This is a genomic window from Halorussus caseinilyticus, from assembly GCF_029338395.1.
In the GTDB taxonomy this organism is placed as follows: domain Archaea; phylum Halobacteriota; class Halobacteria; order Halobacteriales; family Haladaptataceae; genus Halorussus; species Halorussus caseinilyticus.
In genome coordinates this window covers 2,124,453-2,147,906 of record NZ_CP119809.1, presented here as the reverse complement: position 1 = coordinate 2,147,906, position 23,454 = coordinate 2,124,453, and the positions used below count along the sequence as shown (strand labels likewise).

Genomic DNA, 23,454 nt, shown 5'->3' with positions numbered 1-23,454 from the left:
GTACGTGTACGGCGTCGTGGTCACGTGGCGGTACTCCCAAAAGTAAGGTAACTTCTCTGTGTCTCACTCGTCCGGCGCGACCGACTCCATGCGCTCGTCTCGTTCGCCGCGTTCGACCTTCTGGCCCCAAAAGCCGGGGTGTTTCACTACCTCTACGTCGCCCCGCACGCGGGTCTGGCACGCGAGTCGGAGGCCCGAGTCCTCGTCGTGGGGCGGAAGCGAGAGGCGCCTGCGCTCGTCGTCGGCCATCCCGCTCACGCCGCCGCGGACCTCGACCGCACAGGTGCCACAGGTCGCGTGACCCCGGCAGTTGAGGTACTCCGACGCGCCGTTGTGCGGCGACAGGTCCGCGTCGAGCAGTGCGTCCCGAAGCACCTCGCCGTCCTCGCACTCGATTTCGTTCCCCCGGAAGTGAATCGTCGGCATGGCACCGACGTACGACGGACAGGTTGTTAGAAGTTAGCATTCGTCGGGAACGTGGACGCGCTCGGTTCGGAACTTGACCGCGGACGCGCCGGGCGGGACTGACGACCCGGCGCGCGCTGGCGCGACCGCGGAGCGTGTCGCGCCATCGTCGCGCGAGGGACGAGCGAACGAGCGCCGACGGCGCGAGTGAGCGAGTCGGTTGGGGAGGCGTGTGGTCCGCGGTAGCGGTGCGGTCGCGGTCTGATAGGTTCGAGCCTGAAGCTAGCTCGCTCGTGGTCCTCTGTCACCTCTCGTGTCGTTCCGATTTCTCGCGTCGGTCGTCTCCCCCGTGTCGTTCCGATTTCTCGCGTCGGTCGCCAGTCTCTTTCGTCGTTCCCTCTGCTCGCCTCGCGGTTCTGTGTCCGCTGGTCGTCCCCGTCGAAAGTGGCTCCTACCGCGTCTGTCACGGCCCGACGGCACGACAGCAAATTCTCTAAGAAACAAAAATAGGTCTCTAAAAAACAGATATATTGCTAAAAGACAACTATACTTCGTCCGTCGGATGGAGGAACGTCTGGAACTCTACCGTTCGGCCGTCGGGGTCCTCGGCGAAGAACTGGTAGATGTCGTAGGTCTCGTTCTCGTGGGGTTCGTCGCGGGCGTGGTCGGCCACCGTCTCGTACATCGCGTCCACGCCCTCGCGGTCGGGGTAGACGAACGTGACGATGCCCTCGGTGTCGGCCGTCTCGCGCTCGCAGAACCCGAGCAGTTGGTTGTCGTACTTCAGAATCGTGCAGTCGGTTTGTTCGAGCCACACGTCCGCACCGACGGTTTCGGCGTAGAAGCCGACGATTCGCTCCAAGTCGGTCGTGGCGAAGAAGGTGATTGCGCTCACACGCGAGGCGTCGGGGTCGGCGGGTAAAACGGTTTTTCTGCTAGCGTGTTTCGTCCTCGGACGTTCTCGCTCACTCGGTATCGTGACCGCCGGAATCGTGGTGACGAACGCTCGGAAAATCCCCCGCTCTACAACAGTGTAGCAACCGCCGGAATGGTACCAAGAAGTCCCAGAAAGCCCCCGCCCGCTCGCGGTCGCTCAGCGACATATCTTCGACTCACCTTCGGTTCGTCTCAGATAGGGGTCGCTGAGGCGACCAAGATGAACGCGAGCGGGCGGCCCCTTCATCCCACCCCGGCAGTTGGTCGGCCGAGCGTTCGCTGGCGGTTGGTCGGCCGAGCGTTCGCTGGCGGTTGGTCGGCCGAGCGCGTCCTCGTGGAACGTCTCACCGAGCGCGTTCGGGTCAAGAGCGACCCCGGCCAAGCGCTGATTCCGCGCTGGCAATCCGCGTTTCCGGCCGACAACGGGAGCGTTCCGCGGGCGGACTCGGATGAACGGTCGGCGCGTCTTATGCAAGTCCGGACCCTCTCGCCGTCGAGACCACCCATGACTTCCGACGGCTCAGGACCGGCCGGAGTGACGCGGCGCGCGCTTCTCAGCACCGGGGTAGCGGTCGGCGCGGTCGGGCTCGCGGGCGCGCGACCCCGCCAGCGGGACGGGACGGCGGGTCGCACCCGCCGACGGGACGCGCGGGACGGGCAGGACGGCCAAGACCGACGGGAGGTCGCCATCCCACCGCGACTCCCGAGCGCCATCGACGTGGACGCCGAGAACGGCACCGTCACGCTCCCGCTCTACAGCGGCCAAGCACCCACGGGGACGGTCCACTACGTCGTCTTCGAGACGACCAGCCTTCGAGTCGCCACCGACCGCGGTCTCAACTGGTCGCCCAAACTCGCCAACGCGCTCGACACCAACGCGGTCCAGCGCGCCAGCGGCAGGCAACCCCGAGCGCGGAATCGCGAGAGCGCCGGGGTGACGTTCACCGCGACGCCGAACTTCGCGCTGGAGCGTCAGGTCGTCCCCGGCCCGGAGGGGTTCCCGCTCGGCGGCGGCACCAACCCCGGCGCGCGCGGCGAGCGCTACACCCCGCTTTTCGTCACCCGGCGCGGCACGGTGTACAACGCCCCGCACGTCGCCAACGACTCGGGCGAACACGACGCAATCGTCGAAATCGACCGCGACGGGATGGAGGTGACGATGCGGTTGACCGCCGGGTTCTACGAGGGCCAGCGTGTGTTGTACGCCAGCACCGAGGCCTCCTCGCCCGAACTCGCCGCGCTCGAAGCCGCCACGTACGCGCCCGCGCTCAACGCGGCCCCGTCAGCGGGCGACCGCACGACGGCCACGTCCGCGCGCGAGCCGATTATCCCCGTCGTGAACGGCCCGATGGGTGCCGACGACCCCGACCGACAGGGGTTGCGCTCTGCGGTCGCTGGCGAGGGGAGTCCGCTGAACGTCGTCGCCGAACAACAGACCTGCGGCGACCCGAGTTTCCGCGAGGACTGTGACGCCCTGTTCTACAGTCCGTTGTGGGACGTGCATCCCGTCGAGTGGACCGCCGAGGCTATCGACGCCGGACGGCGACGCCGACTGACCAGCCATCAGGAGGTTATCGCCGCGTTCCGGCGCGAGCGACTGGCGACCGCCGCGCCCGACGGGACCGTGAACGACCAACTCGGCGGCCTTCGGGCCGCGGGCGCGCTGGTGAACTGCCCGCTGGTTCTGACCGGCCCCGAAGACGGGTAGTCGCCGCCCGCGCGCGGCGCGGGCGGCGTTCGTGACCGAAGCGGCGTTCGGAGGTCGTCGTTCGGGAGCGGAGTATATAGATACGGAGAGCTATAGTCGGCAATTAGCGAGGCTTTTCATCTCCGGCCGGGACGACCGAAACGTGGCGTGCGATACCTGTCGCGCCGCAACTCGACATCGGCATGGCACCTGTCATCTACGCCCCCGCACGCCACAACCAGTCAGCAAACAGTCGTTGCCGCGTCGTTTCTCCCCCTCGGTTCCCTCTTTCCCCTTTCCCGCGTTTCGATGCCGTAGCCGAAGAAAAGTAAAACGCGACGAACCGGGGTTTCAGTAGCTGTAATCCGTGTGCAGGCTTCCGGTGTCGTCGTAGAGGTACACCGTGTCGCCGCCGTTGTTCCAGATGTACGACCCGCCCCAGTAGAGGTCGGTGGCCGAGTCGGTGCCGTCGCCCGAGTGGAGCCGCACCACGTCCGCCGCGCCGAGCGAGAAGCCGTCGGGGAACTGGTAGCTGTTTCCGGCCTCGTCCTCGACGGTCCACCCGGTCAGGTCCTCGCCGCTGGACCCGGTGTTCTCGAAGTCCACGTACTCGTCGTTGAGCGTCGAACCGTCCTCGTTGACTGTCTTGACGGCGATTTTGCTGTCGGAGTCGTTGGTCGGGTACGTCTGCTCCGTGGCGAGGTTGTTGGCGTCGTCGTAGACGTACGCCGTGTCGCCGCTGTTGTTCCACACCGCCGAGCCACGGCCCCAGTAGAGGTCCGTCGAGGAGTCGGTGCCGCTTCCGGTGTGGACGCGCACAGTGTCGCCCGCCGCCAGCGAGAAGCCGTCGGGGAACTGGTAGCTGTTTCCGGCCTCGTCTTCGAGCGTCCATCCGGTCAGGTCGAGGCTACTCGACCCACCGTTTTTCACGTCCACGTACTCGTCGTTGAGCGTCGAGCCGTCCTCGCTGATGGTCGGGATGGAGACCGAGTATCCGGACGACGTTCCGGGCGTGTAGGCGTCGAACAGCGGGAACGACGAGTCGAAGGCCGTCGTCTCGGGCACCTCCGAACTGGTAGCCACGCTGTTGGTGTCGTCGGTCACTTGGTCGGCGTTGACCCGGAGGTCGGTGCCGAGTCCGCTGGCGAGGGAGTTGATGTTTCCGCGCGCCTCGGGGGTAGTCTTGCCGCTTCCCATCAGGACGACAGCGCCGCCGTTCGAGACGAAGGTGTTCAGGTTGTCGATTTCGGTCTGGGTGAACGACTCGGGCGGCGTCGTGACGACGACTGCGCGCGCGCCGTCGAGGTTCGCGCTGGTGAAGTCGTTGATGCCCTCGAACGCGATGTCCTGTCCTTCGAGGTAACGCATGTAGTAGGCCGCGTCCTCGGCCGAGAGACCGTAGTCCGCGCCGAACTGCCCGTGACCGCCGTCGATGAGAACGTCGCCCGAGGTGTCGGCGAGGTAGTCCACGAGGTTCGTCAGGAACGGGTAGTTGCCGTAACTCGACGTGTCGGTGCTGTAGCCCTCGTTCTTCTCGTAGCCCTCGTCGATGAAGGGACCGCCGACGACTGCGACGTTGGCGCTCTCGTCCACGGCCACCAGCGGGATGTCGCCGCCGTAACTGTAACCGCCGTCCAAGTTCTGGGTCGCGGTCGTCTCGGCGTACACCGGGACCCGCGAGTCCGACACCCCGCCGGTCGCGGTCCGGACGCTCGCGGTCTTCGGGAAGAAGAGGTCGTCCACGGGATTGTCCCGAATCTCGCTGGAGTTTGCGGGGTCGCTCTCAGCCCACACCTGCGTCCCGTTCGCCCTCGCGGTCTCCTCGGAGTCGATGAACGCCGAGTGCTTCGAGAACGACGAGTCGTAGACGCGTGCGTGGCCCTGCTTGACGAGTTGGTGGTTGTAGTTGGCGTTCCGCGTGCCGTCGCCGGACTTGTCGTAGTAGAGGTAGCCAAGCACCCGGCCGAAGGCGTCCCGGACGGGTTCGTTGTCGTCGAACACGAGGTCCACCGTCTTGCCGCCGAGTTCGCTCTTGCCGAAGTCGGTGGCGTCGGCGGCCTTGCTTTCGAGGTAGGTGTTGGACTCGATGCCCTCCCACTCTTGGATGCGCTCGTACTGGTCGTTGACCTCCTTCTCGGGCGTGTCGGTGCCGAGGATGCGGATGTTCTCGGTGGTACCGTCGTCGAACGTCACTTTCACCGTGTCGCCGTCGATGACCTCTTTGACCGGCACGGTGTAGGTCTTGTTCGGGTCGAGTCCGAGTCCGTCCCGGTCGCCGAAGTAGTCGAACGCGGTGTTGAATTGGGTCGTAACCGGTTGGTAGGGTTCGCCCGCGTTCCGGAAGTCGTCGGTCACTTGGTCGTCGTTGAACCGGAACGCGAGTTCGAGGTAGCCTGCGATGTCGTTGAGGTTGGCCGTCTGGTCGTAGTTGCCGTAGTCCGACTGGTCGTGGAGGAACAACCAACCGCCGTTGGACACGAAGTCGCCGAGGGCGTTCAGCTCCGACTGAGTGAACGCCGTACTCGGCGAGGTGATGACCGCGGCGTCGGCCCCCGAGAGGTCCGAGGTGAGCGAAGTGGTCGCGTTCACGGTGTAGCCGTTGTTCTCGGCGTAGGACGCGAACTTCGAGAACTTCGAGCGGGTGTAGTACTGGCCGTGACCTTCGTCCCAGAGGACGGTCCCCGACCCGCCGAGGGCGTCGTCCCAGACGTTGAGGACGAACTCCTCGTTGCCCTTCTGCCAGTTGGTGTCCGAGTCCGTGACGAGCATCGACCCGAACCCGACGACGTTCCAGTCGGTGGCGACGACCGGAATCGGGGTGTTCTCGCCGTAGGTCACGGCGTCGGCGCTACTGTCGGCGTCACCGTTCGTGGCGGTGTCCTCTGCCCACACCGCGACGTAGGAGTCGTTCGTGAGCGGTCCGTAGTTGTAGTTCACCAGACTCGACGTGGAGTACGTTTCCAGTTCGGGTATCTGGCCGGTCGCCGCGCGGACGCGACCGGTGAGTTCGATGCCTGCGGCCGAACTGCCCGCCGCGGTTGCGAGTGCTGACAGGAAGGTACGTCTACGCATGTGGAGAACCACCTTCTCTTCACATATAAAACCATGTAATTTGTGAATATTGCAACTATATCTCTAGGTGTAGGTATAAAGAGTCGGATTGCAGAGAGGTGTCGGCCGACCCGAACCGAGCGTTTGACCTTGGTCGAGTGCCTACTACCGGGCATGTCCCCACGGAACGGCGGTGGTCGCTGATGGGTCTCGGCGAGAAAGCCCGATTCGGTCTGGCGCTCGCGCTCGGCGTCACGGTTCCGGGATTCCTCAAGTACGTGCTGACCACCGCTGGCTACGAGTCGCTCGGAACCGCGGTGTGGGTGAGCGGCTACCTCACCGCGGTACTGGTCGTCTGGTACGTCTGGGTGCGTCCGCTGGACCTCCAAGGAGCGAGCGGATGAACTCGGCGAGCGAACGACCCCGGCATAGCGCCATAGCGGAACTTTAAAGGGTATTTCGAGGCGACTTTTGGGTAACGATGATAGAGTTCGTGCCACTGCCCCTCATCGACGACTTCCTCATCAACTACAACGTCGGGCAGGCGTTGTTGTTGCTGTTCGTTCTGTCGGTGCTGGCGGCAATCCCGCTCGGCTCTCGGAAGGTGTTGTCGCTGAACGCCATCACGTTCGGACTGGTGTTCATCCTGACACCGGCGAGTCTGGCACCGCTACACTACAAGTTCCTCGGCATCGCCCTGCTGGTCGTCGCGCCGCTTCTGTACATCACGGCGCGCCGATAGGAGCAGAAACTTACGACTCACGCACGAGCGCGACACTCAGCAGTTTTTCGCCGCCAGTTACGGTCGCTTCCCGCGTCAGCGAGTAGAGGACTCCGCCGCGGTCGGTCTCGACCTCCTGTAGCGTCTCGTAGGTCGTCGGGTCGTAGAGCGTGCCGACTCGCTCGCCGGGTTCGACGCGCTGACCCACTTCCCGGTCGGGGTCCGCGCGGAATAGTCCGGACTCGTCGGCCGTGACCCGACCGAGGTGGTTGCGCGCCAGCGTCGGGTCGCGGTCGCTCGGGTCGCCCGCGAGCAGTCCGAGATGCCGGAGGGCGTCGAGAGTCCCTTCGACGCCGGTCTCGATGGCGTCCTCGGCGAGTCGCTTGTTGTGCGCGAGTTCGGGCGTGATTGTCGGGATGCCCTTCCGCGTGGCCGCGACCCGCAACTTCCCGCCGAAGTCCCGCGCGTCCCACTCGGCGTCGGCGTCCTCGCCCGCCTCCTCCGAGAGCAGGAGACCCGTGCCGAACGCTTCGGCGAGGGCGCGCGACTCGTCGTGGCCCTCCATGAAGACGACGTGCGGGAGCATGTCGGCGCTCCCGGTGTGGAGGTCGATAACCGCGTCGGCGTCCTCGACGTACTCCCAGAGCGTGGCGGCCATCCGTTCGTGGAGGGTGCCGTCGGAGTCGCCGGGCCACACCCGGTTCATGTTGGGGTTCACGCTGTCTAACTGCTCGGGCGTCGTGTACGACACACGGTCGAACGTGAGCGGGTCGGCAACCGGCACGACGACGACCCGGCCCGCGAGGTCCGGGTCGTCGCCCGCGAGTCGGTCGTGGACCCGCCGCAGGGTCTCGGTCCCGTTTATCTCGCGGCCGTGTTGAGCGGCCTGTACGTAGACGGTCGGGCCGTCGGCCCGACCGTCGTAGGTGTGAACGGTCGTCTCGATTTCGACGCCCGAGGGGAGGCGCGCGAGCGTGACGCGCTCCGAACGATGTTCCATGTGCGTTTCTCTCGGGCGGGACAGTTGAAGCTACTCCCGGCGGCCGTCAGACGAGTCGGACGGCCGCCGGTGGCTCCGGAGTGTACGGAAATACGACGGTATAGAATTAAATAGAATTTCCAAAGGAGTGTTTAGAATTGCGAAAGACAGCGAATTACGTGTCTCGGCTTAGCCGGGCATCCGGAGCGCGTAGAGGATGCACCCGAGTCCCACCAGCGTACTCAGGTCCGAGAGGAGGGCGATGGCCGTCGCCGCGAACGCACTCTGGGAGAGAACGAGCGCCGGAATCACCATCACGAACGGGAGTCCGACGGTGAGCGTGAACCCGATTGCGATGAACAGCATCGGTCTGCTGTCGTTCCGACGATAGCCCCGGTAGGCCTGATACGCGATGAGGAGACCCACCAGCGCCGTGGCGATGCTTAGGATTTGCGACAGTATCCGCACCCAGTTGGGGATGTCCGCTGGCGCGAGTTGTAACGCCGTCATGTCACATCCCCTCGACGAGGTCGGTGAATCTGTCGGCGATGTCCTCCTCGCGTTTCAGTTCGACTGTGAGTGACCCGTCCTCCAGTTCGACGGTTACGCGCCGGAGTCGCGGCGAGTACACCTTGTAGTGGTGGCCCCCGGTCGGGTCCGGTCGGGTCTGTTCTTCGATGAGGTCGTACGCGCGCAGGTCCTTCAACCGACGGTAAATTGTCGGTTCCGATGCCCCGCATCGCTCGCTCAGTGCGTTCGCTGACATGGGTTCGATACTCGTTTCGGTGAGGATGGTCCGGACAGTCTCGTCCTCGAGGAGCGCCGCAATATCCTCGACATCACAGTCCTCACTCACAGTTATCTATGTAATTATGCAAACGGGATAAAAGGGTATCGACAACTTCAGCGCGTGAAGTTCGGCGTTGTAGGAGCCTCTCAGAGGCGCTACCTGCTCGACGCTCGATTCAATTCACTGTATCCTTGATGTCGGCAGTTTCGTCCGAACTCGTTTTGAATCGGTCGATGCTCTCGTAGAGGTCGTCGGCCATTGCGCTCAGGGCCTCTGCGGAGTCCGCAACTTGGTCCATCGCCGTGGCCTGTTGCTGGACTCCGGCGGAGACTTCCTGAATCGAGGCCGTGATTCGTTGGCTCAACTCTGCGGTGTCCTCGACTACGACGCTGACCTCCTCGGCGTTCTGGGCTTGGTCTTCGACGGCATCGCTGACTTCCGCCACCCCTTCGCTGGTCTGTTCGGCGGTTGCCTCGATGTCGCCGAGCGTGGTCACGACATCTTCGACCGCGTTGGCTCCGTCCGCCACGTTCGCGTTCATTTCCTCGATACTCGTGACGACGGTCTCGGTCTGCGAGCGGGCCGTCTCGATTATCGCAGTGATTTCGTCGGTCGATTCTTGGGACTCCTCGGCGAGGTTCTTGATTTCGCTCGCTACGACGGCGAATCCGTCGCCGTCTTCGTCGGCCCGTGCCGCTTCGATGTTGGCGTTCAGTGCTAACAGATTCGTCTGGTCCGCGATGTCCGCGATTACCTCCGTAATCCGACTCACGTCCTCCATGCTCTCTTGGAGGGCTTCGATGTCGGTCTCGATTTGGTCGGCAGACGCGGTTGCGTCTCTGATTTTCTCGACTGCCTGTGAGACGCTCCGGTTGCCTTCCGACGCCAGTTCTGCTGTCCGGTCGGACTGGGCGTCTATCTGTTGGGCCGCGCTCGTGACTTCCTCTATCGACGCACTCAGGTCGGTGACGTTCGACTCCGCGCGCTCGGTTTTGTTGGCGAGGTCCTCGACGCCGCGGGTAATCTCTTGACCGGAGGCTTCGATTTGCTCGATGGAACTCGTCACCTCTTCGCTCGACCCGCTGAGTTGCTCGCTCGACGCCGCGAGTTCGTCCGCTAGCGCCGTCAAATCCTCGACTACCGTCTGGATGTTCTCGACCGCCCGTTCGAGCGACCGATTCATCGCAGTGAACTCCGCGTGGGTCTCCTGCATCTCGGCGAAGTCGGCGTCGGGTTCCGGAACCGACGGGTCGATAGTCAAGTCGCCGTCCGCGAGCGCGTCCAACTTCGTCTGGAGGTCCGTGAGAACGCGTTGCTGGTAGTCGTTTAGCTTTTCTTTTCGCCGCTCTTCCTCGATTCGTGCCGTCACGTCGCGGTCGATTTCGAGACCGCCCGTAACCTCTCCCTCGTCGGTTACGAACGGGACGATGCTTCGGCTGATGACGATAGTCTCCCCACCGACTTCGAGAGTCTCCTGTCGTTGTTGGATTTCCTCTCCGGTCTCTAGAGCCTCCTCCACCAGTCGGGGGCTTTGCCCACCGTCGCCTCGTAACTCGTCCGGCGTCCGGCCAACTGCGTCCTCTTGCGTCGTGTCGAAGAGAGCGAGTGCCTGTCGATTGAGATGAGTAACGTCGCCGTCAGCGTCTACGACGAGAGTCGCGGCTTCGAGACCATCCAAGATGTTCTGAAGTAACACCTCGGTCTCGACATCTACGGCGTCCTCGGTCGAAGTATCCGAGCCGAGTCGGGCCGCGTCGTCGTCCGTCGGTTCCATATCGGTTCCGCTGAGTAAAACCCGAGTAAATTTCATAGTCGTTTCCTCCAGTTTATTTAGCCCACACGCAAGTTATTATGGTATTCTAACATATATCTTTCGGGAATTATCGTCTGTGAACATATTACGATACCCCGAACGGATGGTTTTCTATGTGTCTCCTCGCTCGTTTCACTCGCTCGGGACACCACTCGCGCAAAAAACCTCCTCCAAAAAAGCCCGCTCAGATTTCCGAGACGCTTCGCTCGCGGTTCTACTCGTTCTTCTGTGCGTCAACTACAGCGACGCCCGCGAGGTTTACGATGTCTTTCACCTCGTCGCCGCGCTGGATGACGTGGACTGGCTTGTCCATGCCGACCAGCATCGGGCCGATGGCGTCCGCGCCGCCGAGTCGCTGGAGGAGTTTGTAGCCGATGTTGCCCGCTTCGAGGTTCGGGAACACCAGCAGGTTCGCGGGGTCGTCGAGTTCCGAGAACTCGTAGGTACCGTTGAGGATGTCCTCCACGACGGCGGTGTCGGCCTGCATCTCGCCGTCCACCGGGAAGTCCACGTCGGGGTCCGCGCGGAGTTGCTCGGCCGCGTTCCGGGGCTTTCGAGTCCCCTCGTTGTCCACGCTCCCGAAGTTCGAGTACGACAGCATCGCCGCTCGCGGTTCGACGTTGAACCGGCGGGCGAGTTCCGCAGTGTGGCGGGTGATTTCGGCCAGCACGTCCTCGTCGGGGTCCTGATTGACGGTGGCGTCGGCGCAGAAGACGACTCGGTTCTTGAACGTCAGCATGTACACCCCGGCGGCGTAGTCGGCGTCCTCGTCGGTGCCGATGACCTGTAGCGGCGGACGGAGCGCCGACGGGTAGTGGTGGGTCAGGCCCGTGAGCATCGCGTCGGCGTCGCCCTGTTCGACCATCACGCTCCCGAAGTAGTTGCTGTCCTTGCGAACGAGGTCCTCGGCCTCGCTCTCGGTGATGCCCTTGCGCCGCCGGAGTTGGTAGAGGCGGCGACCGTACTCGTCGTAGTCGCCGTTCGCTGGGTCGGCGATGTCCGGGTCGAAGTCGAGTCCGAGGTCCGCGGCGGTGGCCTCGATAGCCTCGCCGTCGCCGATGAGGACGGGGTTGGCGATTCCCTCCTCCTGCATCTGGTACGCGGCGCGAATCATCTTCTCGTCGTCGCCTTCCGCCAGCGCCACCCGCTTGGGGTCGGACTTGGCCTTGTTGAGGACCACGCGCATCATCTCGCGGGACTTGCCGAGGCGCGCTTCGAGCGTCTCGACGTACGACTCGGTGTCCAACTCGCTCCGGGCGACGCCCGACTCCATCGCGGCGTCGGCGACGGCGGGCGCGACTTGGAAGAGGACCCGCGGGTCGAGTGGCTTAGGGATGATGTACTCCGGGCCGAACTGGAGCGGTTGGTCGCCGTAGGCTTTCACCACGGCGTCGGGCACGTCCTGCTTTGCGAGGTCTGCGAGGGCTTGGGCGGCGGCAATCTTCATCTCCTCGTTGATTTCGGTCGCGCGTACGTCGAGGGCACCCCGGAAGATGAACGGGAACCCGAGGACGTTGTTGACCATGTTGGGGTAGTCCGACCGCCCCGTCGCCATGATAACCGTGTCGTCGCGGGCGTCCTTGGCCTCCTCGTAGCCGATTTCGGGGTCGGGGTTCGCCATGGCGAAGATGATTGGGTCGTCGGCCATCGACCGGACCATCTCTTGGGAGACGATGCCAGCGACCGAGAGACCGACGAACACGTCCGCGCCCTCCATCGCGTCGGCGAGTTCGCCCTCGGGAACGTCGCGGGCGAACTCGGCTTTGTACTCGTTCACGTCACCGTGGTCGGCCCGGTTCTGGGTGATGATGCCCGAGGAGTCACACATCGTGATGTTCTCCCTGCGCGCGCCCAGCGAGACGTAGAACCGCGCGGTGGCGATGGCCGAGGCACCCGCCCCCGAGAAGACGATTTCGAGGTCTTCGAGGTCTTTTCCGTTGAGTTCGGTGGCGTTGAGCAGGGCCGCCCCGGAGATGATGGCAGTGCCGTGCTGGTCGTCGTGGAACACGGGGATGTCCATCTCCTCGCGCAGGGTCTCCTCGATTTCGAAGCATTCCGGCGCTTTGATGTCTTCGAGGTTGATGCCGCCGAACGTGGGTTCCATCGCCTTCGTCGTCCGAATCAGGTCCTCGGCGCTCTCTTGGTCCAACTCGATGTCGAACACGTCGATGTCGGCGAACCGCTTGAAGAGGACGCCCTTGCCCTCCATGACGGGCTTGGACGCCTGCGCGCCGATGTCGCCCAGTCCCAGCACTGCGCTCCCGTTCGAGACGACGCCCACGAGGTTCCCCTTCGCGGTGTACTTGTAGGCGTCGTCGGGGTTCGCGTCGATTGCGCGACACGGCGCGGCCACGCCCGGCGAGTACGCCAGACTCAGGTCGCGTTGGGTGTTCGTCGGCTTGGTCGTCGAAATCTCGATTTTCCCCGGCGGCTCTTCCCGATGATAATCGAGGGAGTCCTCGTCTAATCCCATGGTCGGGCCAACCGTCCCCGAGGGTAAAAAGCTACTCGAACGCGTCGAACCGGGGTTCGACAGACGACGAAAGAAAGCGGCTACGGCGTAGCGACATCGGTGTCGCCACCCGAGTCGGTAAACGGCAAGTCTATTTCTAACCCGTCGTAGGCCAGCATTGGCTTTTTCGGACGCCCGCGGCCTCCTCCCTCGAATTCGAGAACCCCGATGTCTTCGAGTTCGGAGAGATTTCGGTGAACCTGCTTGTAGTCTCTACTAACTATCTTCGCCGCCTCACGGATACTGTCCGGTTCGTGTTCGGCGATAGCTTCGAGCAACTCCAGATTTTTTTGGCTGAGAAGTCTGCTCAGGTCGGCGTACGACTCGAAGTTCAGCACTGGCTGAACGTCATCGAGAGAAACGTCTTCTTCGGCCGCCTCGATACGTCGGCGCGTTCGGTCTCGCAATCGGTCACGTTCGCCGACGGTGATTTTGAGTTTGGGCATGGTAGATGTCACCTCCGTGGTGGTCTACACCGATTTTGCCAACTCCACTCATCGGCTGTCGTTTCCTCGGCTTCGGTCTCGAATCGGTCGTAGAGTTCCACATACCGGGAAAGTCGATGTACTCGACTTCCCCTCTCGTGTGCCGTTCGTGACCTTTTGTCCGTTCGTGGGCGTTGTCGTACCGGAGAACCGTGTCGCCGCCGACCTCTCCGAGGTGGAGACTGTAGTCCCATCCACTCGGATACTTATCGTCCTCCGTTTTCCGAATGGTCACGTCCAACACGTATCCGGCCTCGACAGACTGCCAGTCTTCGATTACGGTGTAGCCCGCCATCCAGCGACCTATGTTATTTGGTCCATACGTATAAAGATGCGGCTTACTCCTCCCCGTCTTCCCGCACCAACACGTCCGGTCGCTCTATCACGGCGTCGTAGTCGTAGGCGTCCACGACAGTCGTCGGCCACCGTCCGGTGTCGGTCAGCACCTCGAACCCCTCGTCCGTCACCAGCACGGTGTCCTCGCTCTTGGCACCCTGAACCGTCGGGTTCCACGCGTAGGCCATCGGCGTCGTGACTTCGGCCGACTCGTCCATCTCGGGCGCGCCAATCCACTCCCGGCCCGCGAACCCGGCCGCGCCGCCCTGATGGTGGCGCTCCCACTCGTCGGCGTGGCCGAGGTGTTCGTAGGCGGCCTGTATCGCCTGAAAGACGCTGGTCGGGTCGCCCGAGAGTCCCGCGACGGCTTGGGTCGCGCCGAGCGCCGTCGTCTCCACGATGCGGGCGGCGTGGTGTCGCTCGCCGAGCTCGTTCAGGTCTGCGTCGTCCATCTCGGACTCGAACGCGACGGTCCGGGTCGTGCTGGCGTGGAGTCCGTCGCGCTCGGCCGTGACCGAGACCAGCGCGTACTCGCCGAGTTCCACGTCTCGGGGCGTGTAGTGGCGGTACTTCCGGGCGCGCTCGCTCCCGCCGACGAGCGCGACGGGTGCCTCGATTCCTCGGGCCGAGAGCGCGACCCGGAGCGCCGAGGCGACTTCCGACTCCACGTCGCCGGGTTGGAGTTCCCGGCACACCGCTTCCACCGCTTCGGCGGTCTCCCGGCCGAGTTCGCGGTATCGCTCGATGTCGTCGTCGGTCAGGGGTTGGCGCAGTGGCGAAGCGTCCAGCGACTCCGCGCCGGGCACGTCGAAGTCGGCCGCGGCGGGGTCTGCGGTGCGGTCGGCGACCGCCTCGGCCAGCGACCGGTCGTACCAGTCGAACTCGGTGACTGGCACGTCGTCGGCCAACTCCTCGTCGCGGAGGCGGTCGGCCTCGATGTTGTTGGTCACGACTTCGAGTCCGTCGCCGTCGTATCCCACCGCGGCCACGCCAACGTCGCCCTCGCGGTCCACGACGTTGTTCCCGCCGGTCAGCCACGCGAAGGAGTTGGGTCGCGCGAACCAGACGGCTTCGAGGTCGTTCTCCGCGAGGTAGGCGTCGAGACGCTCCTGCTTGGTCATGTCTGGTGGGTCGTGGGCGACGGCCTTGAAGGAGACGGATTCGGCCAGTCTTCGGTCGGCCAGCAGTCGTCTCGCGGGTCTCGATAGACCACGAGTACTCTCTGCCTCACGAACAGGGGGCGCGCTCCGAATATCGAACCACGGGACGCGCCGCGTCTGCGCTCGCGCTCGCGGGGAGGTTCGGGGGGCAGTGCAGTCCGCGGTAGCGGTGCGGTTTGCGGTGCTGTAGCGTTCGCAGTGCTGTGCGGTCTTCATCGGTTCAAGCCCGAAGCTAGCTTCTTTGGCCGTTCTCCTCACGTCGTCGTTCTGTGCGGTCGCGGTCCGGTCTTTGTCGGTTCACGGGGCAGAACTCCGAGAGATGTAAGCAACCTAGAGGGTCCTTTAGAACATATAAATATTTGTTTAGGAATTGTTAATCTATATCCTGTTACGTCGGTCCGTCCGAGAACCAGTCGAACAGACCTAAGTACGACCGGCCGAAACGTCCGCTAAGGGGAGTTCCAACAGTGCAAGTCCACACGTTCCGAACCGTCCCGCGGGGAGGTGCGCGCTGATGGTCCGGTTCCGTCACCTCGCGGCCACGACCACCGCCCTCACCTTCGCGCTCATCCTACTCGGCGTCTACACCGCCGCGATGGGCGCAGGGCTGTCCTGCTCGGCACAGTGGCCGTTCTGCGACGGCGGCCTGATTCCGCAGACGTGGCCGAGTTTCATCGAGTGGTTCCACCGACTCGTCGCGATGATAACCGGCTTTTTCATCATCGGCACCGCCGCCGGTGCGTGGAAGTACACCGCCCAGAAGCGCATCCGGGGCGCGGCCACCCTTGCGCTGGCGGTCACGCCGCTTCAAATCGTCCTCGGCGGCGCGACGGTGTTCGTCTACACTCCGCTCGTGCAGGTCGCTCACCACGCCGCCGCGCTCGTTATCTTCGGGTCGCTCGTGGCGACGACACTCTGGTCCTACGAGACCGGGGGCGCGCCCGACGCTCGCGGGGCCGACGCGACCGCGGGCTATCCGAGCGACGACTGACGCTGATTTTAGGCGCGCTGTCGCCCGAATCTGGGATTTTCGAGCCAACGATTATGTGGTATCGCGTAGACGTAACGTCGGGGGAGAACACATGGACATCGACAGGCGGTCGTTCGTCAAGGGGAGTGCAGGAATCGTCGGCGGTCTCGCGCTGGGCGGCGTCTCGGGAGCGCAGGACCAAGGGGTCGTCCGAATCGGGTCGGACATCCCGTACAAGCCGTTCGAGTACCGGACGCAGGACGGGTCTCTGACCGGGTTCGACGTGGAGTTGGCCGACGCCATCTTCTCGGAGATGGGTCTCGAATACGAGTTCGTCCAGACCGGGTTCGACACCATCATTCCGAGTCTGAACAACGGGAACTTCCGCATCATCATGTCGGCGATGACGATAAACGAGGAGCGCGACCAGAAGGTGGACTTCTCGGACCCGTACTTCGTCGCGTACCAGACCGTCGCCATCTTACGGGGGAGCGACATCGGTCAGGTCTCGGACCTCGAAGGCAAGACGGTCGCGGTCCAGAAGGGGACGACGGGCGAGACGGCGGCCGAGCAACTCAAAGAGCAGTTCGGCGGGAACCTCACCATCGACAGCTACGACCGGATTCCCGGCGCCTTCAGCGCACTGCTGAACAATCAGGCTGTCGCGGTCATCAACGACAACTCGGTCAACGTCCAGTACTCGCAGGACAACGAGAACGTCGTCTTGCTGGAGGGCGAGGGTGCGGCCGCCGAAGAGTTCGAGAGCGCACCGCCGTACCTCACGCTCACGGTCGAACGCTACGGCATCGCCTTCCGCCAGAACGACGACGAGTTCCGCCAGCAGGTCAACGAGGCGCTGAACGCCGTCATCCGGAGCGGTAGGTACGAGGAGATATACACGGAGTACTTCAGCGGGCGACCGCCCGCGAGCATCCTCGAACGCGCCCGACAACCGGGGACGACGACTGGGGGGAACGCGACGACTACGGCGTCGGACAACTCGACCGACACCTGATTTTCACCGTTTTTTCGCATTCTCCGAAGGGACGGGAGGTTTCGAGAGCAGTATCCGAGTAATCGTCAACGGATTTCACAGTATACGCCCAAATGAAAAAGAGTAAAGTCACATGAGTCAAAGGTATGTCTATCATACCCATGAAAAGACGTACGTTCGTGAAAGGAAGTGCAGGTATCACTACCGGACTGACGCTCGCAGGCTGTATGGGCGGTTCCGGCGACGGCGAAGAGACCGAGACCACCGAGACCACCGAGGCGAGCGAAACCACCGGAGACGGAACGACGCCCGAGGAGACTGCCTCGGAAGGTCTCGACGTGGAGGAACCCCTCGTCATCGGGTCGGACATCCCGTACCCGCCGTTCGAGTACCGCAAAGAGAACGGCGACCTGACCGGGTTCGACGTGAGCATCGCCCAAGCGGTGTTCAAAGAGGAGATGGGTCTGGACTACGAGTTCAAGAAGACCGGGTTCGACACCATCATCCCGAGTCTGAACAACGGGAACTTCCGTCTCATCATGTCGGCGATGACCATCAAACCCGAACGCGCGGAGAAGGTGGACTTCTCGGACCCCTACTTCACGGCCTACCAGACCGTCGCTATCCTGAAGAACGGCGAAATCGGCAAACTCGACGACCTGAAGGGCAAGACCGTCGCGGTCCAGAAGGGGACGACCGGCGAGGGCGCGGCCGAGCAACTCAAGAAGGACTTCGACGGCAACCTGACTATCGACAGTTACGACCAGATTACCGGCGCGTTCAACGCGCTACTGAACAATCAGGCCGTCGCGGTCGTCAACGACAACACGGTCAACGCCAAGTACGTCAACGAACAGGACAGCGTGGTCTTCCTCGAAGGCGAAGGCGAGGCCGCCGAACAGGGCAAGAACGCGCCGCCGTACCTCACGCTCACCGTCGAAGAGTACGGAATCGCCTTCCGGAAGGACGACGACGAGTTCCGCAAGAAGGTCAACGAGGCGCTGGCCGCCATCAAGGAGAGCGGTCGGTACGACGAAATCTACGCCGAGTACTTCGAATCGTCCAGCAACTGACGACCGAGGGAGGTTTTTTGGTCGTTGACGACTCCGTGATACACATCGACAATGGCGGGAACATACTCAGACGAAACGACGGTCGAAGAACCCCAGACCGACGACGGTCTGCTCACTGACCGACGGGTCAAGTGGTTCGGCATCGCCGTCGCCGGACTGTTCACTTCGGCGGTCGGCTACCTGTTGTACCGAATACTGACCGACTTCGTGGACTACGACCTGTTGACGGGCGTGGTTCCGCGGTTCGTGGACGCCTACCTCCTCGTCCTGCAAATCTTCCTCATCTCCAGCGTCCTCTCGCTGGTCGCCGGGACGTTCGTCGGACTCGGCCGGGTCTCCCGGACGACGTTCACCCGGTCGATAGCGACGGGGTACGTCGAGTTCTTCCGCGGGACGCCGTTGCTCTTCCAACTTTTCATCATCTATCTGGGCATCCCGGCGTTCTGGCCGCCCGGCGAGTTCCCGCTCGAAAACTGGAGTTTCGCCGCGGCAATCATCGGCCTGACGCTGAACCACGCCGCCTACTCCGGCGAGGCCATCAAGGGCGGCATCACCGCCGTCCCCGACGGCCAGATGGAGGCCGCCCGGTCGCTGGGCATGTCCTACATCGACTCGATGCGCGAGGTCATCCTACCACAGGCCGCCCGGAACGCACTGGCGGCGCTGGGTAACGACCAAGTGATTCTGGTGAAAGACACGTCGCTGTTGACGGTCATCGCGGTGCCCGAAATCATCAGCGTCTTCCGGAACGTCAACAGCAACCAGTTCGACGCGTGGACGCCCATCGTGCTGGTGGCGGTGGCGTACCTCGCCATCACGCTCCCGTTGGGCAAACTCGTGCGCTACCTCGAACGGCGCTCCGAATGGGGTGAGACCGGTGAGTAACATTCCGGCCGTGGAGTTCGACGGCGTGGACAAGTACTTCGGCGAGACCCACGTCCTGAAGGACATCGACCTCTCCATCGAGGAACAGGAGGTCGTCGTCATCATTGGGCCGAGCGGGAGCGGGAAATCGACGCTCCTGCGTTGCGTCAACCGCCTCGAAGAGATTCAGGACGGCGAGATTCGGATTCAGGGGACGCCCATCACCGACCCCGACGTGGACGTGAACCGCCTGCGCCAGCGCATCGGGATGGTGTTCCAGAGCTTCAACCTCTTCCCGCACAAGACGGCGCTCGAAAACGTCACGCTCGCGCCGACGGAAGTCCGGGGTCTCCCGAAGTCCGAGGCCGAGGACCGCGGACGCGACTTGCTCGCGGAGGTCGGACTCGGCGACCAAGCCGACTCCTATCCCAACCAGTTGTCCGGCGGTCAACAGCAACGGGTCGCCATCGCCCGCGCACTGGCGATGGACCCGAGCGTGATGCTGTTCGACGAGGTGACTTCGGCGTTGGACCCCGAACTCGTGGGCGAGGTGCTGTCGGTGATGCGGACGCTCGCCGACGAGGGGATGACCATGCTGGTCGTCACTCACGAGATGGGATTCGCCCGAGAGGTCGGCGACCGCATCGTGCTGATGGCCGACGGGAACGTCATCGAGACCGGACCGCCCGAGCAGTTCTTCGAGAACCCGACGACCGACCGGGCCAAGCAGTTCCTCTCGCGGGTCAAATAGCTGACGCGGGCGCGACGGCCGACCGCCTCGTCCGCGTTCCCGCCCGTGTCGTCGTCACGATGGCCCATCCGGAACGCCCGTTTCGGAGCCGTAGGCAGAGATTATCGGGCGTAAGACCGGATTTGTGATAGTTCTGGAATCGGAGAAATTTATTGCCCGTCCAACAGCCTCCGCATAACTAAACCTCGAAAAGTTGATGCCTGACTCATGGGCAGTCGCCAACCCACGTCCGAACCGGAGGTGGTCGTCCCCGCTATCGACACGGCGAGTAGCACTGCCGCCCTCCGTTCGCTCGGTCGGCGCGACGTTCGCACGGTCGCAGTCTCCGAACGCGCGAATCCACCGGGGTATCACTCCAAGTACTGCGACGAAGCTGTCACCGTTCCGGACCCCGCACGGGACCTCCGGGCCTACGAGGAGACGCTAATCGAACTCGCGCGCCGCCGCGACGTGCGGACGATTCTCCCGTTCCGCGAGTCCGACGTGTACGTCTTGGCGCGGAACAGGCAGACGCTCGCGGCCCACGTCGGCACGCCGTGGCCGTCGCTCGACGCCCTTCGAACTGCCCAAGACCGGGTGCGACTCTTCGACACCGCGCGCGAGGTCGGGGTCGCCACGCCCGCGACGAAACCGCTCGACGAGTGGGACGACTGGGACCGCGACATCATCGTCAAACCCCGATACACGGTCCACGCCGCCGAGTACGCCGACCGATTCGACGCGAGTCACACCCAGTGGAGTTCGACCCGATACGTCGCCTCTGACGAGACGCCCGACCCCGAGAGACTCGTCGCCGAGATGGGTCACGTTCCGCTGGCCCAAGAGTACGTCCCGGCCGCCGACGAGTACGGATTCTTCGCGCTCTACGACGAGGGCGAGGCGGTGGCGACGTTCCAACACCGACAGCGCCGGGGGTGGAAGTACTGCGGCGGGCCGAGCGCCTACCGCGAGTCGGTGTCCATCCCGGAACTGGAGTCGTCGGGCCGACGACTCCTCGACGCCCTCGACTGGCACGGCGTGGCGATGGTCGAGTTCCTCCGGAACCCCGAGACTGGGGCGTTCGAACTCATGGAGGTCAACCCCCGGTTCTGGTCGTCGCTCCCGTTCACGGTACAGGCGGGGGTCGATTTCCCGTGGTTGTACTGGCGGCAGGCGACCGGCGACCCGATAGCGCGTCCGCCCGACTACGACGTGGGCGTGGCCGGGCACCTGCTCCGGGGCGAACTCCTCCACCTCCACAGCATCGTGGCCGACGACTATCCGCTGGTCGAACGACCGTCGCTCGGCCGAACTACGGTCGAAGTTCTCGCGTCGGTCGCGGGCGACCGACGCTTCGACTACCTCGCGGCCGACGACCTCGGGCCGTTCGTCCGCGACGTTCGGAACACCCTCGGCCACCTGCGCGGCGAACGAGCGACGGCCTCCGAACAGCGGTCGGGACTCCGGGCGGCCCTCCAGACGCTTCTGACCCGACGCTGACGGAGCGCGCCGTCGGTGACGGCGCGCTCCGCCGGGCCACTTTAGATTCCTATTACAATTCTATTGGTTTGTTATAATTAGATATATCGTTATCGCGGCTAACTGTAGTTATCCGTGTCCCGCTCCGCGGACGCTCGGCTCGCGTTCAGGAAGGTCCCCTCGTTAGCCAGCGTCTCGTTGGCGACTTCCCGTCCGACCTCGCTCTCGAACTGGTAGAGTTCGTGAGCCTGCACGCTCAGATTCCGGACGTGGGTGACGTTGATGTCGTTTCGCTCCCGCACCGCGAACGGCAGGTCCGCGGCCGCCCGCACGGTCTGGTTGGCCCGGCGTTCGACGGTGCGCGCCCGAACCACGAACTCCGACAGCGAGGCGCGGTACTGACCCTCCGACACGTCGCCGTCGGCCCGCGCCGCGGTCAGGTTCGACCGCACCGCTTCGAGACTGTCGAGGTAGGTTTCGAGGGTCTCCACCTCGTCGGCGACCACCGCTGCGCGTTCGGCGGCGGTGGTCGCCGCCCCCAGTCGCGCCGAGAGCGTCCGGTTCCAGAGGTCTCCCTCCAGCGACGCGCCTTGCGCGCCGACCGCTCCGGCGAGTCGCTGGCCCGGCGAGACGGTCGTTTCGTTACTCTCGTTGGCCGTCGTGGTGTCGCCTCCCGGCCACGTCGGTTGGTTCTGTCCGCCGTCCGCCGCCACGACTCCCGTCGCTCCGAACAGGGCAACCGCGACGAGTACCAAGACGAAGGTGGGTCTCATCGCTCGTTTCCACGCTCTCTCGGGCCAACAAGCCGTCGTTACTGAACCAGAATTTAGCCGGATTAAGCGGTTTCAGGACTCCTGTCGCTCTCTCGGGAGCGCGAGTACGTTCTCCCTACCGAGCCTGAAGCTCTCGATTTTGCCTTGGTCGCGCAGGCTCCCGACGACCTGACTCGTCTTGGCCTCGGTCCACCCGAGTTCGTCCACCACGGCCTTCTGCTTGACCCGGCCGCCGCGCCGTTCGAGCAGTTTGAGGACTCGCTCTTCGTTGCTCAGCAGTCCCTCGGGAGGTTCTTCCGGCGGTTTCGCCTCGCCGCCGTCGCGGTTGCGGTAGAGCCACACCCCGCCGCCGACCAGCACCGCGAGGGCCGCGAGCGTGCCGAGCGCCGCGGCGACGGGCACCCACGGGACGTTCGGCCCGCCGACGCCCGGCGCGGCGAGGACGATTCGGGGTTCGTTACCCGCGAACTCGATGGGACCGTTCCAGACGACTGCCTGCTCGCGCTTCTCGTAGCCGGTTTCGGATTGCGGCTGTATCGTCGCGGCCTCGTAGCCCTCGGGCCACTTGACCAGCAGTCGGGTCTTCTCGTTGAGAATCAACCCCGACAGCGAGTCGCCGACGCGGAGTCGCCCGTCCGAGACGGCGGCGAACCCCCGCCACCGGAACGAGTAGACCACCACGCCGTAGCGCTGGGGGAACTCCCGGATTTCGGCCCGGACCGAGTAGTTCGTGCCCGACATCTCCCGGCCCGTGGACTGCTCTGCGCTCCGGAGCGTGCGGTTCATCCGGCCGACGAACTGCCGACTGTACTTCGTGGAGTTGTTCTCGATGTCGGCCTTGTACTCCCGGAACGCCGCGGAGGTCTCGGGGTCGTCGAGTCGGGTCCGGTAGACCACCTGCCACGCCGCGGTCCCGTTCTCGTGGACGCGAACGTCGAGGACCACGGTGTCGGGAGTCACCTGCTGGACCCGCGCCTTCGACGGCGCGGCGGTCGCACGCTCGTCGAGGTCCGTCGTCGCGCCGTCCGCGTCCGTCGCCGACTCGTCGGCGACGGACGCGGCGACACCGGTGGCTGTGCCGACCGCGGCCACGAGACAGCAGACCGCGGCGAGCAACGCTACGAACTGTCGCGTCCCCATTCGTCCCGACCCTCCGACGCGCAACGAAAAAGGGATTGCGTCGTTTTGGGTCGTCTTACCGTTTCGAGGAAGGTTCCACGGCTCGTTTCCTCGGCGTAGGTCGGCGTTACTCGGGTTACGACCGACTTGGGGCGTTTAACTCGGGTTAATTCGAGCGCAAGCCGCCCTCAGGCCCGGTAATCTGATTTCAGGGTTTCGGGGCTTGAAGCACCTGTCCGTCCTCCTCACAGTCGGCGAGATAGCATGTCGAAGACCGAAACGCACACGGTAGACGCGATGGAGTACGAGAGCGAGACACCCCTGCGAGTGCAGGCCGACTGGTCGGGCACCGAGACGCTGGACTCGGCGATAACCTGCGCGATTTCTCGGGCCACCGGGGTCTCGGTTCGGGAACTCGCGCCGCTCTACGAGTATATGGACCCCGACGCCCTCCACGAGTTCGTCGCCTCGATGCGCGACCGCGAGACGGAGACGAGCATCACGTTCCAGTACGAGGGCCACGACGTGACCGTCCGCGCCGACGGCGAGATACTGGTGTGGCCCCCGCGGTAGGCGA

General features: G+C 64.1%; 23 protein-coding genes and 1 pseudogene. 10 read left to right on the top strand and 14 right to left on the bottom strand.

The genetic code is table 11. The annotated features are described in order from the left end of the window. Positions 1-63: 63 nt before the first annotated feature. From P2T60_RS10720 to P2T60_RS10710, 3 genes are all read right to left on the bottom strand, one after another. Positions 64-426: a 2Fe-2S iron-sulfur cluster-binding protein gene (locus P2T60_RS10720; RefSeq protein WP_276279240.1), complete on the bottom strand. Its 363-nt coding sequence runs from the start codon at positions 424-426 to the stop codon at positions 64-66. Between the two features lie 523 nt (positions 427-949). Then, positions 950-1,300 carry a VOC family protein gene (locus P2T60_RS10715; protein WP_276279239.1) on the bottom strand — a complete coding sequence of 117 codons (351 nt, stop codon included), beginning with the start codon at positions 1,298-1,300 and terminating at the stop codon, positions 950-952. A gap of 198 nt (positions 1,301-1,498) precedes the next feature. Further along, positions 1,499-1,723, bottom strand: coding sequence for a hypothetical protein (locus P2T60_RS10710; RefSeq protein WP_276279238.1), 225 nt, complete (start codon positions 1,721-1,723; stop codon positions 1,499-1,501). A gap of 123 nt (positions 1,724-1,846) precedes the next feature. On the opposite strand from P2T60_RS10710, the gene P2T60_RS10705 reads away from it, so the two are divergent. Next, on the top strand, positions 1,847-3,049 hold the full coding sequence (locus P2T60_RS10705; protein ID WP_276279237.1) for a hypothetical protein: 1,203 nt from the start codon (positions 1,847-1,849) through the stop codon (positions 3,047-3,049). A 330-nt stretch (positions 3,050-3,379) separates the two neighbouring features. Here the strand turns inward: P2T60_RS10705 and P2T60_RS10700 are convergent, their stop codons facing one another. After that, complete coding sequence (locus tag P2T60_RS10700) at positions 3,380-6,100, bottom strand: DUF4350 domain-containing protein (protein WP_276279235.1); 2,721 nt, start codon at positions 6,098-6,100, stop codon at positions 3,380-3,382. 182 nt (positions 6,101-6,282) lie between these two features. On the opposite strand from P2T60_RS10700, the gene P2T60_RS10695 reads away from it, so the two are divergent. Continuing rightward, a complete protein-coding gene (locus P2T60_RS10695; RefSeq protein ID WP_276279234.1) occupies positions 6,283-6,483 on the top strand; it encodes a DUF7996 family protein in 201 nt (66 codons plus the stop codon). A gap of 77 nt (positions 6,484-6,560) precedes the next feature. After that, positions 6,561-6,821, top strand: coding sequence for a DUF8006 family protein (locus P2T60_RS10690; RefSeq protein WP_276279233.1), 261 nt, complete (start codon positions 6,561-6,563; stop codon positions 6,819-6,821). Positions 6,822-6,831: 10 nt separating this feature from the next. On the opposite strand, the gene P2T60_RS10685 is transcribed toward P2T60_RS10690, so the two are convergent. From P2T60_RS10685 to P2T60_RS10650, 8 genes and pseudogenes are all read right to left on the bottom strand, one after another. After that, complete coding sequence (locus P2T60_RS10685) at positions 6,832-7,800, bottom strand: succinylglutamate desuccinylase/aspartoacylase family protein (RefSeq protein ID WP_276279232.1); 969 nt, start codon at positions 7,798-7,800, stop codon at positions 6,832-6,834. 168 nt (positions 7,801-7,968) lie between these two features. Then, complete coding sequence (locus P2T60_RS10680; RefSeq protein WP_276279231.1) at positions 7,969-8,289, bottom strand: DUF7521 family protein; 321 nt, start codon at positions 8,287-8,289, stop codon at positions 7,969-7,971. 1 nt (position 8,290) lies between these two features. Next, entirely contained in the window at positions 8,291-8,635 is a 345-nt protein-coding gene (locus P2T60_RS10675; protein WP_276279230.1) for a winged helix-turn-helix domain-containing protein, read from the bottom strand. Positions 8,636-8,744: 109 nt separating this feature from the next. Then, positions 8,745-10,343 (bottom strand): methyl-accepting chemotaxis protein, encoded by a 1,599-nt coding sequence (locus P2T60_RS10670; RefSeq protein ID WP_276279229.1) that lies wholly within the window; start codon positions 10,341-10,343, stop codon positions 8,745-8,747. Between the two features lie 253 nt (positions 10,344-10,596). Then, positions 10,597-12,855 carry an NADP-dependent malic enzyme gene (locus P2T60_RS10665; protein WP_276279228.1) on the bottom strand — a complete coding sequence of 753 codons (2,259 nt, stop codon included), beginning with the start codon at positions 12,853-12,855 and terminating at the stop codon, positions 10,597-10,599. A gap of 80 nt (positions 12,856-12,935) precedes the next feature. Then, positions 12,936-13,340, bottom strand: coding sequence for an HVO_A0114 family putative DNA-binding protein (locus tag P2T60_RS10660; RefSeq protein ID WP_276279227.1), 405 nt, complete (start codon positions 13,338-13,340; stop codon positions 12,936-12,938). Between the two features lie 8 nt (positions 13,341-13,348). Further along, positions 13,349-13,674 (bottom strand): annotated as a pseudogene (locus P2T60_RS10655) (toxin-antitoxin system TumE family protein). A 43-nt stretch (positions 13,675-13,717) separates the two neighbouring features. After that, positions 13,718-14,836 carry a M24 family metallopeptidase gene (locus P2T60_RS10650; RefSeq protein ID WP_276279225.1) on the bottom strand — a complete coding sequence of 373 codons (1,119 nt, stop codon included), beginning with the start codon at positions 14,834-14,836 and terminating at the stop codon, positions 13,718-13,720. Positions 14,837-15,389: 553 nt separating this feature from the next. On the opposite strand from P2T60_RS10650, the gene P2T60_RS10645 reads away from it, so the two are divergent. From P2T60_RS10645 to P2T60_RS10620, 6 genes are all read left to right on the top strand, one after another. Continuing rightward, entirely contained in the window at positions 15,390-15,866 is a 477-nt protein-coding gene (locus P2T60_RS10645) for a COX15/CtaA family protein (protein WP_276279224.1), read from the top strand. A 97-nt stretch (positions 15,867-15,963) separates the two neighbouring features. Then, positions 15,964-16,860 carry a transporter substrate-binding domain-containing protein gene (locus P2T60_RS10640; protein ID WP_420028715.1) on the top strand — a complete coding sequence of 299 codons (897 nt, stop codon included), beginning with the start codon at positions 15,964-15,966 and terminating at the stop codon, positions 16,858-16,860. Positions 16,861-17,000: 140 nt separating this feature from the next. Then, positions 17,001-17,912 carry a transporter substrate-binding domain-containing protein gene (locus P2T60_RS10635; protein WP_382209170.1) on the top strand — a complete coding sequence of 304 codons (912 nt, stop codon included), beginning with the start codon at positions 17,001-17,003 and terminating at the stop codon, positions 17,910-17,912. Positions 17,913-17,963: 51 nt separating this feature from the next. Beyond that, positions 17,964-18,797, top strand: coding sequence for an amino acid ABC transporter permease (locus P2T60_RS10630; RefSeq protein WP_276279221.1), 834 nt, complete (start codon positions 17,964-17,966; stop codon positions 18,795-18,797). A 1-nt stretch (position 18,798) separates the two neighbouring features. Continuing rightward, positions 18,799-19,527: an amino acid ABC transporter ATP-binding protein gene (locus P2T60_RS10625; protein ID WP_382210370.1), complete on the top strand. Its 729-nt coding sequence runs from the start codon at positions 18,799-18,801 to the stop codon at positions 19,525-19,527. 207 nt (positions 19,528-19,734) lie between these two features. After that, positions 19,735-21,006: a carboxylate--amine ligase gene (locus P2T60_RS10620; protein WP_276279219.1), complete on the top strand. Its 1,272-nt coding sequence runs from the start codon at positions 19,735-19,737 to the stop codon at positions 21,004-21,006. 98 nt (positions 21,007-21,104) lie between these two features. Here P2T60_RS10620 and P2T60_RS10615 read toward each other — a convergent pair whose 3' ends face one another. Beyond that, on the bottom strand, positions 21,105-21,758 hold the full coding sequence (locus P2T60_RS10615) for a DUF7096 domain-containing protein (RefSeq protein ID WP_276279218.1): 654 nt from the start codon (positions 21,756-21,758) through the stop codon (positions 21,105-21,107). A 72-nt stretch (positions 21,759-21,830) separates the two neighbouring features. After that, complete coding sequence (locus P2T60_RS10610) at positions 21,831-22,898, bottom strand: helix-turn-helix transcriptional regulator (RefSeq protein WP_276279217.1); 1,068 nt, start codon at positions 22,896-22,898, stop codon at positions 21,831-21,833. A gap of 243 nt (positions 22,899-23,141) precedes the next feature. Here P2T60_RS10610 and P2T60_RS10605 point away from each other — a divergent pair, with 243 nt between their 5' ends. Continuing rightward, the gene (locus P2T60_RS10605; RefSeq protein WP_276279216.1) at positions 23,142-23,450 is read left to right on the top strand and encodes a HalOD1 output domain-containing protein; all 309 of its coding nucleotides are present in this window, start codon (positions 23,142-23,144) and stop codon (positions 23,448-23,450) included. Positions 23,451-23,454: the final 4 nt, after the last annotated feature.

Excerpts from the sequence above, each read along its gene's own strand:
- P2T60_RS10700 (WP_276279235.1), bottom strand. The coding sequence starts at position 6,100 with ATGCGTAGACGTACCTTCCTGTCAGCACTCGCAACCGCGGCGGGCAGT.
- P2T60_RS10635 (WP_382209170.1), top strand. The coding sequence starts at position 17,001 with ATGAAAAGACGTACGTTCGTGAAAGGAAGTGCAGGTATCACTACCGGA.
- P2T60_RS10695 (WP_276279234.1), top strand. The coding sequence starts at position 6,283 with ATGGGTCTCGGCGAGAAAGCCCGATTCGGTCTGGCGCTCGCGCTCGGC.
- P2T60_RS10610 (WP_276279217.1), bottom strand. The coding sequence starts at position 22,898 with ATGGGGACGCGACAGTTCGTAGCGTTGCTCGCCGCGGTCTGCTGTCTC.
- P2T60_RS10685 (WP_276279232.1), bottom strand. The coding sequence starts at position 7,800 with ATGGAACATCGTTCGGAGCGCGTCACGCTCGCGCGCCTCCCCTCGGGC.
- P2T60_RS10605 (WP_276279216.1), top strand. The coding sequence starts at position 23,142 with ATGTCGAAGACCGAAACGCACACGGTAGACGCGATGGAGTACGAGAGC.
- P2T60_RS10645 (WP_276279224.1), top strand. The coding sequence starts at position 15,390 with ATGGTCCGGTTCCGTCACCTCGCGGCCACGACCACCGCCCTCACCTTC.
- P2T60_RS10680 (WP_276279231.1), bottom strand. The coding sequence starts at position 8,289 with ATGACGGCGTTACAACTCGCGCCAGCGGACATCCCCAACTGGGTGCGG.
- P2T60_RS10650 (WP_276279225.1), bottom strand. The coding sequence starts at position 14,836 with ATGACCAAGCAGGAGCGTCTCGACGCCTACCTCGCGGAGAACGACCTC.
- P2T60_RS10620 (WP_276279219.1), top strand. The coding sequence starts at position 19,735 with ATGGGCAGTCGCCAACCCACGTCCGAACCGGAGGTGGTCGTCCCCGCT.
- P2T60_RS10665 (WP_276279228.1), bottom strand. The coding sequence starts at position 12,855 with ATGGGATTAGACGAGGACTCCCTCGATTATCATCGGGAAGAGCCGCCG.
- P2T60_RS10705 (WP_276279237.1), top strand. The coding sequence starts at position 1,847 with ATGACTTCCGACGGCTCAGGACCGGCCGGAGTGACGCGGCGCGCGCTT.
- P2T60_RS10720 (WP_276279240.1), bottom strand. The coding sequence starts at position 426 with ATGCCGACGATTCACTTCCGGGGGAACGAAATCGAGTGCGAGGACGGC.
- P2T60_RS10690 (WP_276279233.1), top strand. The coding sequence starts at position 6,561 with ATGATAGAGTTCGTGCCACTGCCCCTCATCGACGACTTCCTCATCAAC.
- P2T60_RS10630 (WP_276279221.1), top strand. The coding sequence starts at position 17,964 with ATGGCGGGAACATACTCAGACGAAACGACGGTCGAAGAACCCCAGACC.
- P2T60_RS10615 (WP_276279218.1), bottom strand. The coding sequence starts at position 21,758 with ATGAGACCCACCTTCGTCTTGGTACTCGTCGCGGTTGCCCTGTTCGGA.
- P2T60_RS10670 (WP_276279229.1), bottom strand. The coding sequence starts at position 10,343 with ATGGAACCGACGGACGACGACGCGGCCCGACTCGGCTCGGATACTTCG.
- P2T60_RS10660 (WP_276279227.1), bottom strand. The coding sequence starts at position 13,340 with ATGCCCAAACTCAAAATCACCGTCGGCGAACGTGACCGATTGCGAGAC.